The organism is Streptomyces sp. NPDC043746, assembly GCF_056436485.1.
On sequence record NZ_JBWKCM010000003.1, the window covers coordinates 18,041 to 34,404 of the forward strand.

Sequence of the window (16,364 nt, forward strand, 5' to 3'; positions counted from 1 at the left end):
GCCCGCCTGGAGAGCGGGGTGCCTACGCGGCCCGGTAGGCCGTGCGCAGCTTGGCCACCGCGCCCGTCAGGTCGCCCTTGAGCAGCAGGTGGTCCGCCTCCGCGAAGGGCTGAGAGACGGCCTGCGTGAACTGTCCGTTGATCTTCTGCTGGACCAGCAGCCGCGCCTGGTCCACGATCGCCTTGCCCGCCGGGGTCTTCCCCAGCTTCGCCTTCTGGGCCACCTGGGCGGCCACGGCGAGGGCGGCGAGGGTCGGCTCGCCGCCGGCCGGGGGCTTGTTCAGGGTCGTCAGGCCCCAGCCGTACGGGAACTGCGGGTCGTACACCGTGTCCCCGACGTTGATCGGAAGCTGGGCCTCGGACTTCGGCCAGGTCACCGGGAGCTGTCCGGTGAAGGGGCGCTTGCCGTAGAGGACGTCGGCCACGCCGTCGCCCTCGGAGCCCGGCAGCCAGGAGGCGACCAGCGCGTCCATGTCCCCGAGCCGGTCCCCGATGAGCTGCGGGCGGCCCGAGACGGTGAGGACCGCGCACTTCATGGCCGCGCAGACCTTGTCGACGGCGGCCTTGTCGGCGTCGGTCAGCTCCAGGTCGTGGCCGTTGCCGACGTCCCCGATGCCCTCGGCGTACGGGGTCTCCCCGACGACCACCACGCCCACGTCGTGACCGTCCGTGGCGGCCGAGGCGTCCTTCGAGTAGGTGACGGAGTCGGGGTTCTTCGCCGCCTTCCTCATCCCCTCCAGGATGGTCGTGCCCGGCGTGATCCTGCCGGAGGAGCCCTGCCAGCTGATCGTCCAGCCGCCGGCCTGGTTGCCGATGTCGTCGGCGTTGGACCCGGCGACGTACACCTTCTGGTCCGGCCTGAGGGGCAGGACCGCTCCGTCGTTCTTCAGGAGCACCTGCGACTTCGCCACCGCCTCGCGTGCCACCGCGCGGTGCTCGGCCGAGCCGACCTTGTCGAGGTGGGTGGTGTCCGCGTACGGCTTCTCGAAGAGGCCGAGGCGGAACTTCTGGGTGAGGATGCGGGAGACCGCGTCGTCGATCCGGGCCTGGCTGATCCGGCCCGCCGTGACCTCCTCCTTCAGCGTCCTGGTGAACTCCTGGTACGCGGTCGGGACCATGATCATGTCGAGTCCGGCGTTGACCGACGTGCGGACGTCGCTCGGGTAGTCGCCGGGGATCTGGTCGATGGCCTGCCAGTCGCTGATGACGAAGCCCTCGAAGCCCATCCGGTCCTTGAGGACGCCGTTGATCATCTCGCCGTGGGCGTGCATCTTCACCGGGCCCTCGCCGTCCCCGATGATGTCGAGCGAGGAGTACGAGGGCATGATCGTGCCCACGCCCCGCTTGACCGACTCCGCGAACGGCGACAGGTGGACCGCCTCCAGCTCCTGGCGGGTGACCTTGGTGACGCCCTGGTCGGTCGTGTACGAGCCGGTGGTGGAGGAGCCGTACTCGGTGCCGCCGTCCCCGACGAAGTGCTTGGCGCTGCCGAGGACCTTGTCGTTGCGGTGCAGGTCCTTGCCGGACGGGTGGCCCTGCATGCCCTGGATGACCGTCTCCATGGCCTCGACCAGGGCCGGGTCCTCACCGAACGCCTCGTAGGAGCGGCCCCAGCGCTCGTCGCGGGTGACGCAGACGCAGGGGGCGAAGTCCCAAGGGATGCCGGTGGCCCGGACCTCCTTCGCGGTGATCGCACCGGTCCTCTCCGCGCTCTTCGGGTCGCGGCCCGCGCCGATGCCGATGTTGTGCGGCATGATCGTCGCGCCGACCACGTTGTTGTGGCCGTGCACCGCGTCCACGCCGTAGATCAGCGGGATCTGGAAGCGGGTGGCCCGGGCGCGGAGCTGGTAGGCGTCGACCATCCTGGCCCAGGCGGCGGCCGTGTTGGGGGTGGGGACCGAGCCGCCGCCGGAGAGCAGCGAGCCGAGGTCGTACGCGGCGATGTCGCCGGGGGTGCGCAGCGCGTTGCGTTCGGCCTGGGTCATCTGACCGGCCTTCTCCGCGAGGGACATCCGGCCCAGCAGGTCCGCGACCCGCTGCTTCACGGGGAGCCTGGCGTTCTGGTACGGGAGTCCGTGGGCGTCGATGACGACCTGCGGGTGCTCCGCCGGGGCCTTGGCGCCGGTGACGGTCAGCGCCAGGGGGATCGTCTTCGCCTCGGAGGGCTCGGACGCCTTCGCCGTGCGGACGGTCACCTTGTGGGTCGTGCCGGAGGCGGTGCCTGCCGGGAAGGTGTGGGCGCCGGTGAGCGGGGTGTAGTCCTTGCCCGCGACCGCCGTGCCGCCCCGGGTGGCGTACGTGAGCGTGATCGGCTCCTCGGTAGGGGCGGAGCCGGTGGTGGCGACGGAGAGGGTGATGTCCGCGCTGTCGCCGTTCTTCACGGGGTGCACGGCCGCGTCCGTCACCACGCTCGCGGTCACCGCAGGGTCGGCCTTGCCGTACAGCTCGACGGCGTCCAGGGCGAAGGTCCCGGGGGCGCCGGGCGGCATGGTGAAGGCGTAGCCCCACATCTCGTCGAGGCCGAGGATCTGGTCGATGCCGCCGACGGGCTGGTAGTCGGCGCGGTAGGCGAAGTCCGCGAACGGGATCTCGACGAGCTGCCAGCCCTCCCAGTCGTCGGTGAAGGAGGTGGTCCACAGCTCGGAGGCGCCGCCGTTGGCCCCGCCGTCCTTGATCTCGAAGTGGACGCGCTTGCCCGAACCGGGCGGCAGGGGTGCGGTGTTCTGGCCGTACCACCAGAAGCGGATGCCCTGGTGGGTGGTCCAGTCCTGGGGCGGGGTGTCCACGGCGAACTCGTGGCTGAAGCCGCCGTACGCGCTTATGTCGTAGGAGCCTTCGAGGACGTGTCCGCCCTCGGGGGCATCGGCGCGCTCGGCCAGCTTCAGCCGCGGGTGGTCGGTGGCGTTGCCGCCCCAGGTGAAGATGGCGTCGGCGGGCGGGGTGTTGCCGAGCGGCACCTCGCCCTCGAAGCGGTCGATGAGGACGGGCGCCGGTTCGTCGTCGGCGGCCGCCTGGCTGGGCGCGGCTCCGGCGAGCAGGGCGGCCAGGACCGCGACGGCGGCCAGGACGGCGGTCGCGGGTCTGCTCCGGCCCTTGCGGGGGCAGGAGTGCGGGGTGCGATACATGGGAGCGCTCTCTTTTCGGGTCGGGTGGGTTGGGGGAAAGGGTCCATGGGTCTTTCGGGTTACCGCCGCTCGTCCGGGTGAGCCGGATCGTGTCGCGGTACCGCCCGGCGCTGTCCTTGAGCGTGCGGGCCCGGATGGCGCAGTCGACGCGGGCGATGCCGAACGGCTGGTCGTAGCCGTGCGCCCCCTCGAAGGAGCCCGTCGGCGGCCGACGGCTCGTACGCCTTGCCGCAGCGCGGGAGGAACGCGCGGCTGGTGGGCATCGCGCAGAGGTGCGGGGGCGGGCCGGGGACACCGGTCAGCTCGCGGCGCGGGCCGTGGAGCACGCGGAAGGGGTGGAGCAGTCCGTTGCTGTGGGGGCGGCGGGGGTCGCGGTGGATCTCCGCCCCGTCCGCCTCCTCCACGATGCGGCCCCCGTACATGATCGCGATCCGGTCCGGGAATTCGACCAGGAGCGCGATGCCAGGGGGGATGAACACGACCGAGAAGTCGCACTGTTCCCTCAACTGGGCCAGCGGTCGCGGGATCCGGCGGCGCAGCACCACGCCCAGCGCGGTCGTCGGCTCGTCCCGGATGACGATCTCGGGCTCCGGGGCGAGCGCCATCGCGATCATCACACGTCGGCGCGTCCCGCCGGAGAGCTGGTGCGGATAGGCGGCGAGCCGGTCGGCGGAGACTCCCACCATGCTCAGCAACTCCCTTGCCCGTTGAGCGCGTTGGGCCTTCGTCAGCTCGGGGCGGCGGGCTTTCATTGCGTCGGCGATCACCCCGGGCGGGGCGAGCAGCCGGGTCGCGGCGGGCGCCAGGCCCGGCTTGCCGGACCCCGACTCCCCTGCCAGACCTCCGACTTCGTCCCCGTGACGGGTGAGGTCGATGTCCCGCTGGGCGTGCGCGGCCCGCTGGCCGGTGCCCTGGGCGAGGTGCGGTCCGCTGATGGTGGGGACCGGCTCGGCGCTCATGGGCGGGGCTCCTGCGGCCGGTCCGTCACGGCGCCGAGCGGCGCACGACCAGTTCGGTGGGCAGTACGGCCGGGCCGTCGGGTACGGGCGTGCCGCCGAGGCGGGAGAGCAGTAGGCGGGCGGCCGTCTCCCCCATGCGGCGGGTGGGCTGGCGCACGGTGGTCAGGGGCGGTTCGGTGTGTTCGGCCATCGGGATGTCGTCGAAGCCGACGACCGCGACATCGTCGGGGACCCGGCGCCCGGCGACCCGCAGGGCACGCAGCACCCCGGCGGCGCTGAGGTCGTTGTGCGCGAAGACGGAGTCGAACGTGACGCCCCGGGCGAGGAGTCGCTCCATGGCGAGGCGGCCTCCGAGTTCGGTGAAGTCCCCATCCACGACATGGACGTCGGGCAGGACCGAGCGGAATCCGCCCAGCCGGTCCCGTACGCAGCCGAAGTGCCGGGGGCCGGTGAGGACGACGGGCCGGGAGCGCCCGGCGGAGAGCAGGTGACGGGCCGCCGACGCTCCTCCCTCGTGGTTGGTGGTCACGACGGAGGGGAACGCGGGGTGGTGGCCCCGGTCGTCGATGAGGACGATCGGCAGGCCGTCGCGGTGCAGGTCGGCGAGGTGGCCGAGGGTGTTCTCGGGCTCCACGACCACGAGCCCGTCGAAGGCGCGCGCGGACACCTGACTGGTGAAGCGCTGGACGGACTCGGCGCCCCGGTTGCAGGTGAACAGCAGCAGCCCGTGGTCGGCGGACTCGACGGTGTCGACGACGCCCTGGAGCAGTTCACCCATCCACGGCCAGGTCAGCGAGGGCACGAGCATCCCGACCGTACGGCTGGAGCCCCGGGCCAGCCCCACGGCTCCGGAGCTGGGCACATAGCCGAGCTGTGCGATCACTTCACGAACGCGGGCGGCGGTCGCCCCGCCCACCTCGCCCTTGGTGTTGACGACCCGCGACACGGTCGTCTTGCTCACGCCGGCCTCACGGGCGACATCGGCGATGGTGACACGCATCTGGGCCTCCACGGGGTAAAGGCAGGAGCGGGACGGGGGCGCGGCTGGGGCAGGACGGCAGGCACGCGGGAGACGTGCGGGGACGTGCGGGAGGGGCCTTGGGTACCGGTTCCGGAACCGGTACCGGCGTTGCGGCTGGAGTTAATCGCGCCGATACAGAGCCGTCAATACTTCACGTCGAGATTGGTCGGATCTCATCTGCCGGGCGGAGAGGGCGGGTTGAGCGTTCATCTCCTGAACGCATGAGAGCCGCCGTCCCCAAGGTTCGGGGCGGCGGCTCTCACGGACAGGCAGGACGTACTCACTCCGTGGGCTCGACCCCCGCGCGCAGCAGGCCGTAGGTGTACGCGTCCTCCAGCGCCTGCCAGGACGCGGCGATGACGTTCTCGGCGACCCCGACCGTGGCCCAGTCGGCGGTTCCGTCGCCCGTGGTGATCAGGACCCGGGTGGTGGACTCGGTGCCGGTGCGGCCTTCCAGGATGCGGACCTTGTAGTCGACCAGCTCCAGTTTGGCGAGCTGCGGGTAGATCCGCTCCAGGGCCACGCGCAGGGCCCGGTCCAGGGCGTTGACCGGGCCGTTGCCCTCGGCGGTCGCGACGATGCGCTCGCCCTTGGCCCAGAGCTTCACGGTGGCCTCGTTGGCGTGGGTGCCGTCGGGGCGGTCCTCGACGATCGCGCGCCAGGACTCCGTACGGAAGTAGCGGCGGGCCCGGCCCTCCACCTCGCCGCGGAGCAGGAGTTCGAAGGAGGCGTCGGCGGCCTCGTAGGTGTAGCCCTGGAGTTCGCGCTCCTTGACCCGCTCCACCACCCGGCCGACCAGGGCGCGGTCGTCGCCCAGGTCCACGCCCAGTTCCCTGCCCTTCAGCTCGATGGAGGCGCGGCCCGCCATGTCGGAGACCAGCATCCGCATGGTGTTGCCGACCAGCTCCGGGTCGATGTGCTGGTAGAGGTCCGGGTCGACCTTGATCGCGGAGGCGTGCAGCCCGGCCTTGTGGGCGAAGGCCGAGACACCGACGTACGGCTGGTGGGTGGACGGCGTGAGGTTGACGACCTCGGCGATGGCGTGCGAAGTCCGGGTCATCTCGGCGAGCGCGCCCTCGGGCAGCACCTTCATGCCGTACTTGAGCTCCAGGGCGGCGACCACGGGGAAGAGGTTGGCGTTGCCGACCCGCTCGCCGTACCCGTTGGCCGTGCACTGGACGTGGGTGGCGCCCGCGTCCACGGCGGCCAGGGTGTTGGCGACCGCGCAGCCGGTGTCGTCCTGGGCGTGGATGCCGAGCCGGGCGCCGGTGTCCGCGATGACCGTGGAGACGACGGCCTGGACCTGGGCGGGGAGCATGCCGCCGTTGGTGTCGCAGAGGATGACGACCTCGGCGCCCGCCTCGTGGGCCGTACGGACGACGGCCTTCGCGTACGCCGGGTTGGCCCGGTAGCCGTCGAAGAAGTGCTCGCAGTCCACGAAGACCCTGCGGCCCTGCTCACGCAGGTGGGAGACGGTGTCGCGGACCATCTCCAGGTTCTCGTCCAGGGTGGTGCGCAGGGCCAGCTCGACATGGCGGTCATGGGACTTGGCGACCAGCGTGATCACCGGGGCGCCGGAGTTCAGGAGCGCCCGCACCTGCGGGTCCTCGGCCGCGCGGCCACCGGCCCGGCGGGTCGCGCCGAACGCCACCAGCTGGGCGTTCTCGAACGTGATCTCCTGCTGTGCACGGGCGAAGAACTCGGTGTCGCGGGGGTTGGCCCCCGGCCAGCCGCCCTCGATGTAGCCGACACCGAAGGTGTCCAGATGACGGGCGATGGTCAGCTTGTCGGCGACCGTCAGGTTGATGCCCTCACGCTGAGCACCGTCGCGCAGTGTGGTGTCGAAGACATGGAAACTGTCGTCGGTGGCGTTGGCCTTGGTGGTCATGCTGGTCTGGCTCCTGTCGGATGAGTGGACCGGACGATCTGGTTCCACTTGCCCTCATCATCCCGCGCGCGCGGCCCCGGCCCGGGTGTGGGCCGGAAAACAAAAAACCCCTCGCGGGTGCGAGAGGTCTGCGCGCGGGTCTGGGGCACGGTGGCCGTGCCGTACGGGGTGGTACGGGACGGTCACTGCGGACCGGCGCGCCTGCTGCCAATAATCATGACGAACGAGGACACGGCAGAAGTCTCGCACAGTGACGCGTCCGTGACGGCGGTGTCTCAGGATGCGGTCGTGACGTTGGTCGCATCGCCCGTTCAGTGGCCCTTCTCCAGCGTCTCGTCCAGGAACTCCCCCGCCTGGACGAGCACCTGTTCGCGGCCCGTCCCCGGGATGCCGACCGTCACATGGACGCTGAACCCGTCCAGCAGCGCCCGCAGCCGGGTCGCGAACCGGTCGGTGTCCACCGGCCTGAACTCCCCGCGCGAGACCCCCTCGGCCAGCAGCGCCACCAGGTCCCGGTGCCAGGCTCCCTCGATGGCGGCCTGCCGGGCCCTGGCGTCGTCGTCCGCGTTCTGCGAGCGGCCCCAGACCTCCAGCCAGAGCGTCCAGTGGGGGTCGCGGTGGCCGGCGGGGAGGTAGACCCCGATGTACGCGTCCAGCCGCTCACGGGCCGTCCCCGGCTCGGCCAGCAGGGCGCGCCGCTCGGCACCGAGGCGGTCCTCGCTCCACTCCAGGGTCCGCAGCAGCAGCTCGTCCTTGGTGCGGAAGTAGTAGAGGAGGTGCCCGCTGCTCATCCCCACCTCGCGCCCGAGCCCGGCCATGGTGAGCCCGTCGAGCCCGCGCGCGGCGATGGTGGCCATGGCGGCGGCGAGGACGTCCTCGCGGGGCGGGGCGGGATGGCGGGTGCGACGGGGCATGGGACGACCGGGCTCTCGTGGGTTCAGATCTTCGGCTGCTGCTGGGTGATGCAGTGGATGCCTCCACCGCCGGCAAAGATCGTACGGGCGTCGACGAGCGTCACCGTGCGGTCGGGGAACAGGCCCCGGAAGATCGCCGCGGCCTCCTCGTCGCGCGGGTCGCCGAAGGCGCAGAGAACCACGCCGCCGTTGCAGAGGTAGTGGTTGATGTAGGAGTAGTCGACCCACTCCCCGTCCTCGTCACGCAGCACGGTGGGCGCGGGCACCTCGACGACCTCCAGCCTGCGCCCCTTGGCGTCCGTGGCGGCCCGCAGGACGGCCAGCAGCTCCCGGGTGACCGCGTGGTCGGGGTGGGCCGGGTCCGGCTGGACGTGGGCGACGACGGTGCCCGGGCGGACGAAGGCGGCGACGATGTCGACATGGCCGAGCGTGCCGTACGTCCCGTAGTCCCCGGTCAGCCCGCGCGGCAGCCAGATCGCCTTCTCGGTGCCCAGGTGGGCGTGGATCTCCGCCTCCACCTGCTCGCGGCTCCAGCCGGGGTTGCGCTCCTCGCCGAGCTGGACGGTCTCGGTGAGCAGGACGGTCCCCTCGCCGTCCACGTGGATCGCGCCGCCCTCGTTGACGAGCGGGGAGCTGTGGACGGGGGTACCGGTCAGCTCCGCGACGGCTCGGGCGATGTGCTGGTCGCTCTCCCAGCGGGCCCAGCCCTGGGCGCCCCAGCCGTTGAACGTCCAGTCGACGGCGGCGAGGGTGCGGCCGTCGGTGACGAAGCTCGGCCCGATGTCCCGCATCCAGGCGTCGTCGAGGGGGCGGACGGCGAGTTCCACATCGGGGCCGAGGAGAGCGGCGGCGCCTTCCTCCTGCCCCGGCCCGACCACCATGGTGACCGGCTCGAACCGGCGTACGGCGCGGGCCACGGCGGCCCAGGCGTGACGGGCCTCGGCCAGCTCGGCGTCGGAGGCGAAGGTGGGGTTGGGGCCGGGCCAGGCCATCCAGGTGCGCTCGTGGGGCGCCCACTCGGGGGGCATGCGGAAGGGGGCGGGGGTGGCCGGCATGGGGGCTCCTGAGCTCCTTGGTGCGGTGATTAGAGTGCCACTCTAACTGGAGTTCATGGGCAAGCGGAAGCTTCTCGGGCTCCCATTAGAGCGTCGCTCTAACCACCCGGCACGGAAAAGGCCGCACCGGCCTTGGGGGCGGTGCGGCCTTCGCCGGGGGCCAGGGGGCCGGGGCCCTGGCGGGACTAGCCGAGCGGGTGCATCCAGCCGTGGGTGTCCTCGGCGATCCCGCGCTGGATGTCGAGCAGGCGCTCACGCAGCTTCATGGTGACCTCGCCGGGGGTGCCGTCGCCCTGGACCCACTCGCCGCTCGCGGTCTTCACGGTGCCGACGGGGGTGATGACGGCGGCGGTGCCGCAGGCGAAGACCTCGGTCAGGGTGCCGTTGGCGGTGTCGTCGCGCCACTGGTCGATGGAGATCCGGCCCTCCTCGGAGCCGTAGCCGAGGTCGCGGGCGACCGTGAGGAGGGAGTCGCGGGTGACTCCGGCGAGCAGGGAGCCGGTGAGGGCGGGCGTGACGATCTTCTTGGAGCCGTCCTCCTGCTCGTACACGAAGTAGAGGTTCATCCCGCCCAGCTCCTCGACCCACTTGTGCTCGACGGCGTCGAGGTAGGCGACCTGGGCGCAGCCGTGCTCGGCGGCCTCGGCCTGGGCGAGGAGGGAGGCCGCGTAGTTGCCACCGGTCTTGGCGTCGCCCATACCGCCCGGGACGGCGCGGACGCGGTTCTCGGAGAGCCAGATGGAGACGGGCTTCACGCCGCCGGGGAAGTAGGCGCCGGCGGGCGAGGCGATGACCAGGAAGAGGTACTCGTTGGCCGGCTTCACGCCGAGCCCGACCTCGGTCGCGATCATGAACGGGCGCAGGTAGAGCGACTCCTCGCCGCCGTGCGCCGGGACCCACGCCTTGTCCTGCTGGACCAGCGCGTCGCAGGCCGCGATGAACGTCTCGACGGGCAGCTCGGGCATGGCGAGGCGGGCGGCGGAGCGCTGGAAGCGGCGGGCGTTGGCGTCGGGGCGGAACGAGGCGACCGAGCCGTCGGGCTGGCGGTAGGCCTTGAGCCCCTCGAAGATCTCCTGCGCGTAGTGCAGGGTCATGTTGGCCGGGTCCAGCGACAGCGGGCCGTAGGGGACCAGCTCGGCGTCGTGCCAGCCGCGCCCCTCGGTCCAGCGGATCGTCACCATGTGGTCGGTGAAGTGGCGGCCGAATCCGGGGCTGACCAGGATCGCTTCGCGCTCCGCGTCGGACAGCGGGTTCGAGGAGGGCTTGAGCTCGATCGTGGGCGTCGTCATGAGTGCGTCCTTCACCGGTCTTGTGTGTGATGGACCGCGCCCACGCCCGTCCTCCTCCCGACGCTTTCCGGTCAGGTCCTAGGACGTCCGAGCTTCACCGCGAGCCACGGCCCCGCGTTCGATTATCCCTTGCGGAGGGCCGGGCACGAAATGGTGGGATTGCGGTCCAGGGGTCGATGGTGGCACCCGGGGGCCGCACAGGTGAAGCCGCCGGGCGCTGATGCGACCCGGCGGCTTCGAGGTGGAGTCGTCGGGTCAGCTCGCTACGCGTACCGCGAGCGCGTCACCGATCTCGTCGGTCGTCCGCGCGGTGGCCCCGTCGCGCTCCGCCAGATCGGCGGAGACGGCGTCCTCGATGCGGACGGCCTCGGCCTCGTAGCCGAGGTGGCGCAGCAGGAGGGCGACGGAGAGGACCGTGGCGGTCGGGTCGGCCTTGCCCTGCCCCGCGATGTCGGGGGCGGAGCCGTGGACCGGCTCGAACATCGACGGGAAGGCGCCCGTCGGGTTGATGTTGCCGGATGCGGCCAGGCCGATACCGCCGGTCACGGCGGCGGCGAGGTCCGTGAGGATGTCACCGAAGAGGTTGTCGGTGACGATGACGTCGAAGCGCTCCGGCTGGGTGACGAAGAAGATCGTCGCGGCGTCGACGTGCAGGTAGTCGGTGGAGACCTGCGGGTACTCGGCGGCGACCTTGTCGAAGGTGTTCTTCCAGAGGTGGCCGGCGTAGACGAGGACGTTGTTCTTGTGGACCAGCGTCAGCTTCTTGCGGGGCCGGGCGGCCGCGCGCTCGAAGGCGTCCCGGACCACGCGCTCGACGCCGTACGCCGTGTTGACGCTGACCTCGGTGGCCACTTCGGCGGGGGTGCCGGTGCGCAGCGAGCCGCCGTTGCCGGTGTACGGGCCCTCGGTGCCCTCGCGGACGACGACGAAGTCGATGTCGGGGCGGCCCGCGAGGGGGGTCGCGGTGTTCGGGAAGAGCTTGGAGGGGCGCAGGTTGATGAAGTGGTCGAAGGCGAAACGCAGCTTCAGCAGCAGCCCGCGCTCCAGGACGCCGGACGGCACGGACGGGTCTCCGATCGCGCCGAGGAGGATGGCGTCGTGGCCCTTGAGCGCCTCCAGCTCCGCGTCCGGGAGGGTGTCGCCGGTGCGGTGCCAGCGCTGGGCGCCGAGGTCGTACTCCTTGGTCTCCAGCTTCACATCCTGCGGGAGGACAGCGTTGAGGACCTTGAGGCCCTGGGCCACGACTTCCTGGCCGATTCCGTCACCGGGGATCACTGCGAGATCGATGCTGCGAGACATGCGGGAAGCCTAACGGTGCGTCCCACCCCATGACATCCGACGTCCACCATATGGACGATGGGTGGAGGAGCAAGGGTGTGCGGGCGGCGGGATCGAGGGCTGCGGCGCGGTGGGGCGGGCGGGGTGCTGGGCCGCTCCGTCCGGGCCGGTCAGGGCTGACGGCGAGCGGGCGGCGCGGGGGCCGCTGGTGCACGGGCCGCCGTTGTGCGGGGCGGGCGCTGCACGGATGGGGCGGGCTCGGGCGCCGGTGGGGCGGGCTCGGAGAGCACGCGAACCCGGAGTGCGCGCGAACCCGGCGGACGGGCAGGCCGCCCGGTGGGCGCGCGGGCCGGGACGGCGCGCGCGGCACCGGCGGCCCCGCGGGCTCAGTGGCCGGTGGAGCCGCCGTTGTCGCGGCGGTCCAGAGCGCGCTGGAGAGCGGCGGCGGCGTTCTTGCGCTCGGCCTCGGCGGAGCGGGAGCTGTGGCGGACGCGGCGGGTCGTGGTGGTGGCCATGATGGATCGACTCCTTGAGATCGCATGGATGCCGGGGGCGGGCCGCACGGCGCGGTGCGGCGCCGAGGCCGGGCCGGGATCGGATTTCGAGGCGCCGGAAGGGGCGGGGAGCGTACGCCGCAGGGGTTACCTGCTTCGGGGCGCGCGCCCGCAACCGCCACAGTCGCTCGATCGAGCGATTCGTTCGGCTCCCACAACGCTAGGACAGTCGGGCCGCTCTGTCTCCACAGTTAGTCGGACTTCCTACTATCTGAGACGGCCGTGGTTCCGCTCGCCGCCCGCAGTTCGCGGATCAGCGCCCGTACGGCGAGGGATCGCGCCTGCTCAGGGGTGGTGAGATAGCCGATCGAGCGGGTCGGGCGGTCCGGTCCGAGAGCGGCGATCTCGATTCCGTCGGGTGCTCCGTACAGGGACAGACCGGGCATGATCGCCATACCGAGACCACGGGACACCATCGAGAGCACCGCCCCGTCGTCCTCGGCCTCCACCGTCGCCCGGGGGATCCAGCTCTGGGCCGCCCACCAGTCACGCGTGTACGAGGTGCAGTTCTCGGCCCAGTCGACCAACGGGAGGGTCCGGGGCGCCGGATGCCCGGCCGGGTGCACCAGGGAGTACTCCTCCTCCAGCAGTACGCCACCCACCAGCCCGGCCTCCACGCGCGAGGTCGTCCCGATCGTGGCGACGGCCAGATCGGCCCGCCCGTCCAGCACCTCACCGGCCGTGCCCCGCCCCACCTCGCGCACCATCCGCACCACCGGCTCGATGCCCGGGTGGCGGGCGGTGAGGCGTCCCAGGGCGGGCGGCAGCAGATGGAGGGCCGCGCTGCGGAACGCGGCGATCCGCAGCGGCCCGCCGACCGTGTCCGCGCCCCCGGGTCCTGCCGCGACCCCCCGGGCCTCGGCGCCCATCACGTCGAGCAGCCGCAGGACGCGCCGGGCGTGCGCGGCGACCACCTCGCCGGCCGGGGTAGGCGAGGCGCCCCGGCGTCCGCGTTCGAAGAGCACGGCGCCGATCCTGCGCTCGCTGGCGCGGACGGAGTGGGAGACGGCGGACTGGGTCATGCCCAGCTCCCGGGCGGCGGCGGAGAAGCCGCGCGCACCGGCCACGGCGACGATGACGCGCAGCTCGTGCGGGGCGAGATCGGTCATCGTGAACCGGGAGAGCCGTGTCCGGGAAGGCCGGACCCATGAAAGGTGTTCATGGAAGTGATTCTTCCATCGACAGCGTCCTCTGCCCGGCCACCGCCGTCCCCGCCTAACGTCGTCGCCATGACGACCCAGCACCCCACCGGCACCAGCGGGATCAGCGAAACCGCCATCACCGCCCGCACCACCGACACCTCCCGCACCACCAGCGCCTCCCGCGCCGCCGGCATCTCCCGCACCTCCCGCACCTTCCACCTCGCCGCCCGCCCGCACGGCTTCCCGACGCCGGATCTCTTCTCCGTCCACGAGGCCCCCGTCCCCGAGCCCGCCCCCGGCACGGCCGTCGTGGAGAACCTCTATCTCTCCGTGGACCCCTACCACCGCGAGGAGATGGACCACGGGTGGGACGTGGGCGCCCCGCGCGAAGGGCGCGCCCTGGGGCGCGTGACGGCCTCCCGCACCCCGGAGTGGGCGGAGGGCGATCTCGTGCTGCATCGCGAGGGGTGGCGGACCCATGCCGTGGTGGCGCCGGGCGACAGCGGGGTGCGGAAGGTGCCCTCGTACGACGGGGTCCCGCTAACCGCGTACATGTCACTCCTCGGCGGCACCGGGCTCACCGCCTATGTGGCGCTCACCCGGACACTGGAACTCCGGCCCGGGCAGGACCTCTTCGTCTCGGCGGCGGCCGGCGGGGTCGGTACGGCGGCGGGGCGGATGGCCCGACTGCTCGGCGCCGGGCGGATCATCGGCAGCACGGGAACGCCCGCGAAGGCGGCCCGGCTCACCGGGGAGCTGGGCTTCGACGCGGCGTTCGACTACCACGACGGGCCGGTCGGGGAGCTGCTGGCCCAGGAGGCGCCCGACGGCATCGACGCCTCCGTGGACAACGTCGGCGGTGACCATCTCGCGGGCGCGATCTCGGTCCTCCGCGAGCACGGGCGGATCGCGTGGGTCGGTGCGATCTCCCAGTACCACTCGGCGCACGAGCCGCCCGCCGCCCCGCGCAACCTGTTCGACATCGTGGAGAAGAGCCTGCGCCTGGAGGGGGTCATGGTCCGCAACTACCCGGGTGTGCAGCAGGAGTTGGAGGACTTCCTGGTGCCGCACCTGCGGAGCGGGGCGGTGGTGCCCGAAGTCACGGTGGTGGAGGGCTTCGAGCGGACGGTGGACGGGTTCCTCGGGATGCTGCGGGGCGAGAACACCGGGAAGATGCTGATCCGGGTCGCCGACTGAGGCCGCAGGGCTGGCCGTTGGCCGTCGCGCGCGGCCCACAGCCCCCCAGCACGCCCCCTCGACAGCAGGTGCCGCCACAGCAGGTCGCCGCTACAGCAGGTCGCCTTCGCGCCAGTCGAAGACGAGGGGGTGGCCGGCCCCGGGCAGTACGTGACCGGCGGCGGGGCGCACGTAGGTGCTGCCCTCCTCCTCCGGCAGCGCCACCGTCCCCTGCGGCCCGAGGGCGGCGAGGCCGCCCGGCCACACCTGCCAGCCGCGCGCCGCGTAGAGAGCCGCGCCCGCGTCGGAGGCGGAGAGGGCGCCGAACGCGTACGCCCCGTCGACGACCCGCTCCAGCGCACCCATCACCCGGTGGCCGAGCCCCTGGCGGCGACGGCCGGGGCGGACGGCGACCGCCTCGACGTATCCCACGCGGAGCGAGCGGCCCTCGTGGAGCACCCGGCGCTGGACGACGGAGCCGTGGGCGACGAGGAGCCCGCCGGTGTCGCGCACCAGGGCGTGGACGCCGCCGAGGGAGTGCTCCCAGTCGTGGTCGCTGAACTCGCCCTCGAAGGCGGTGTCCAGGAGGGCGCGGATCTCGTCCCGTACGGCCGCGGTCAGCTCATAGGTGTGGGCGGCGTGCACCGCGGGCAGCTCGGTCATGATCCCAGTTTCCCAGGCACCCCCTCCCACCAGGCACGCAGGGGCGATGCGGGGTACGGAGCCGGTCGCGCCGGCTCCGTACCCCGGGCTCCGGGCTCCGTACCCCGGGGCTCCCGGCTCTAGTACACCGAGACGCCGTACGCGGAGAGCGCCTCCACCACCGGCTGGTGGATGGCCGAGCCGCTGGTGCCGGAGCAGCCGGAGCTGCCGGAGTGGATGCCGAGGGCGACGGTGCCGGCGAAGTGGGCGCCGCCGCTGTCGCCGCCGGCCGAGCAGGCGGTGGTGCGGACCATGCCGTAGACGGGCCCGTCGCTGTAGTTGACGGTGACGTTGACGGCGGTGACCGTGCCGGAGGTCACCTTGGTGGTGGAGCCGCTCTTGCGGATCGCCTGGCCGACGACGGCGTTGGCGGCGGTGGTGATGTCCTGGGTGGAGCCGTTGTAGAGGTCGACGGTCCCGGCGGGCGAGGAGCCGTCGGTGTAGCGGACGATGCCGTAGTCGTTGGTCGGGAAGCTGGTGCCCTCCCGGACGCCGATGACCGGACCGCCCGAGGTGGCCGACCAGTTGGCGGAGATGTTGGTGCAGTGTCCCGCGGTCACGAAGTAACGGGCCCCGCCCTTGGTGACGTTGAAGGCGGCCGAGCAGCGGCTGCCGCCGCCGTAGATGGCCCCGCCACCCAGCACCTCGCGGTCGAAGACGCCGGGAACGCGACTGATGCTCACCGCGCCGCCGAGCCGCTTCGCGACGGCTTCGAGGCGGGCCATGTCCCGTGCGGAGACGGAGGAGTCGGCCTCCACTGCGACCTGGTTGGTGCGCGGGTCGATGCCCCAGGAGGTGCCGGTGATCTTCGCCTCGGCCTCCAGGGTCTTCATGGCGGCGTCCAGCTGGGCGGCGCTGCGGGCGACCCGGCGGACGGTGGCCCCGGCGGCGCGGGCCTGCTCCTCGGCCCGGTCGGTGGTGACGGTGACGACCAGCTTCCCGGTCCGGGGGTCGAGGTAGGTGCCTGCGGTGTCGGCGCCGAGCGTGCGCTCGACGGCGGCGTCGAGGGCGTACGCCGAGGCGGAGGGGACCGCCGCCATGGTGGGGGCGGCGGAGTGGACGTCGGCCGCGGCGGCGGGGGTCGCGCCGAGGCCGAGGGCTCCGGCGACGAGGAGCAGGGAAAGGCTCAGGCGGGCGCGGGAGTCGCGTCTCATGGGGGGAACTCCTTCTGGGGTGACGTGTGGGGACGTACCGAGAAGGAATTTGACATGGACATTACCTTCATCACAAGACCGCGTGCCACAGCGGCAGTTGATACCGCC

At 72.3% G+C, this 16,364-nt stretch carries 13 protein-coding genes; 1 reads left to right on the plus strand and 12 read right to left on the minus strand.

Going from position 1 to position 16,364, the window contains the following annotated elements:
* Positions 1-22: 22 nt before the first annotated feature.
* From AC0682_RS04010 to AC0682_RS04055, 10 genes are all read right to left on the minus strand, one after another.
* A complete protein-coding gene (locus tag AC0682_RS04010; protein WP_478530807.1) occupies positions 23-3,124 on the minus strand; it encodes a glycoside hydrolase family 3 N-terminal domain-containing protein in 3,102 nt (1,033 codons plus the stop codon).
* 59 nt (positions 3,125-3,183) lie between these two features.
* Entirely contained in the window at positions 3,184-4,083 is a 900-nt protein-coding gene (locus tag AC0682_RS04015) for an ATP-binding cassette domain-containing protein (RefSeq protein ID WP_478530808.1), read from the minus strand.
* A gap of 25 nt (positions 4,084-4,108) precedes the next feature.
* Complete coding sequence (locus AC0682_RS04020; RefSeq protein WP_478530809.1) at positions 4,109-5,083, minus strand: LacI family DNA-binding transcriptional regulator; 975 nt, start codon at positions 5,081-5,083, stop codon at positions 4,109-4,111.
* A gap of 301 nt (positions 5,084-5,384) precedes the next feature.
* The gene (cimA, locus tag AC0682_RS04025; protein WP_478530810.1) at positions 5,385-6,992 is read right to left on the minus strand and encodes a citramalate synthase; all 1,608 of its coding nucleotides are present in this window, start codon (positions 6,990-6,992) and stop codon (positions 5,385-5,387) included.
* 311 nt (positions 6,993-7,303) lie between these two features.
* Positions 7,304-7,906, minus strand: a complete 603-nt coding sequence (locus tag AC0682_RS04030) for a TetR family transcriptional regulator C-terminal domain-containing protein (protein ID WP_478530811.1) — start codon at positions 7,904-7,906, stop codon at positions 7,304-7,306.
* 23 nt (positions 7,907-7,929) lie between these two features.
* Entirely contained in the window at positions 7,930-8,961 is a 1,032-nt protein-coding gene (locus tag AC0682_RS04035; protein ID WP_478530812.1) for an agmatine deiminase family protein, read from the minus strand.
* A 185-nt stretch (positions 8,962-9,146) separates the two neighbouring features.
* The gene (locus tag AC0682_RS04040; RefSeq protein WP_478530813.1) at positions 9,147-10,250 is read right to left on the minus strand and encodes a branched-chain amino acid aminotransferase; all 1,104 of its coding nucleotides are present in this window, start codon (positions 10,248-10,250) and stop codon (positions 9,147-9,149) included.
* 255 nt (positions 10,251-10,505) lie between these two features.
* Positions 10,506-11,549: a 3-isopropylmalate dehydrogenase gene (locus AC0682_RS04045; RefSeq protein WP_478530814.1), complete on the minus strand. Its 1,044-nt coding sequence runs from the start codon at positions 11,547-11,549 to the stop codon at positions 10,506-10,508.
* A 365-nt stretch (positions 11,550-11,914) separates the two neighbouring features.
* Positions 11,915-12,043 (minus strand): hypothetical protein, encoded by a 129-nt coding sequence (locus AC0682_RS04050; RefSeq protein WP_478530815.1) that lies wholly within the window; start codon positions 12,041-12,043, stop codon positions 11,915-11,917.
* Positions 12,044-12,273: 230 nt separating this feature from the next.
* Entirely contained in the window at positions 12,274-13,191 is a 918-nt protein-coding gene (locus tag AC0682_RS04055) for a LysR family transcriptional regulator (protein ID WP_478530816.1), read from the minus strand.
* A 120-nt stretch (positions 13,192-13,311) separates the two neighbouring features.
* Between AC0682_RS04055 and AC0682_RS04060 the strand changes: the two genes are divergently transcribed.
* Positions 13,312-14,421: a zinc-binding dehydrogenase gene (locus AC0682_RS04060; protein WP_478530817.1), complete on the plus strand. Its 1,110-nt coding sequence runs from the start codon at positions 13,312-13,314 to the stop codon at positions 14,419-14,421.
* Between the two features lie 90 nt (positions 14,422-14,511).
* Here AC0682_RS04060 and AC0682_RS04065 read toward each other — a convergent pair whose 3' ends face one another.
* Positions 14,512-15,063, minus strand: coding sequence for a GNAT family N-acetyltransferase (locus AC0682_RS04065; protein ID WP_019766979.1), 552 nt, complete (start codon positions 15,061-15,063; stop codon positions 14,512-14,514).
* Positions 15,064-15,182: 119 nt separating this feature from the next.
* On the minus strand, positions 15,183-16,256 hold the full coding sequence (locus AC0682_RS04070; RefSeq protein WP_478530818.1) for a S1 family peptidase: 1,074 nt from the start codon (positions 16,254-16,256) through the stop codon (positions 15,183-15,185).
* Positions 16,257-16,364 lie beyond the last annotated feature (108 nt).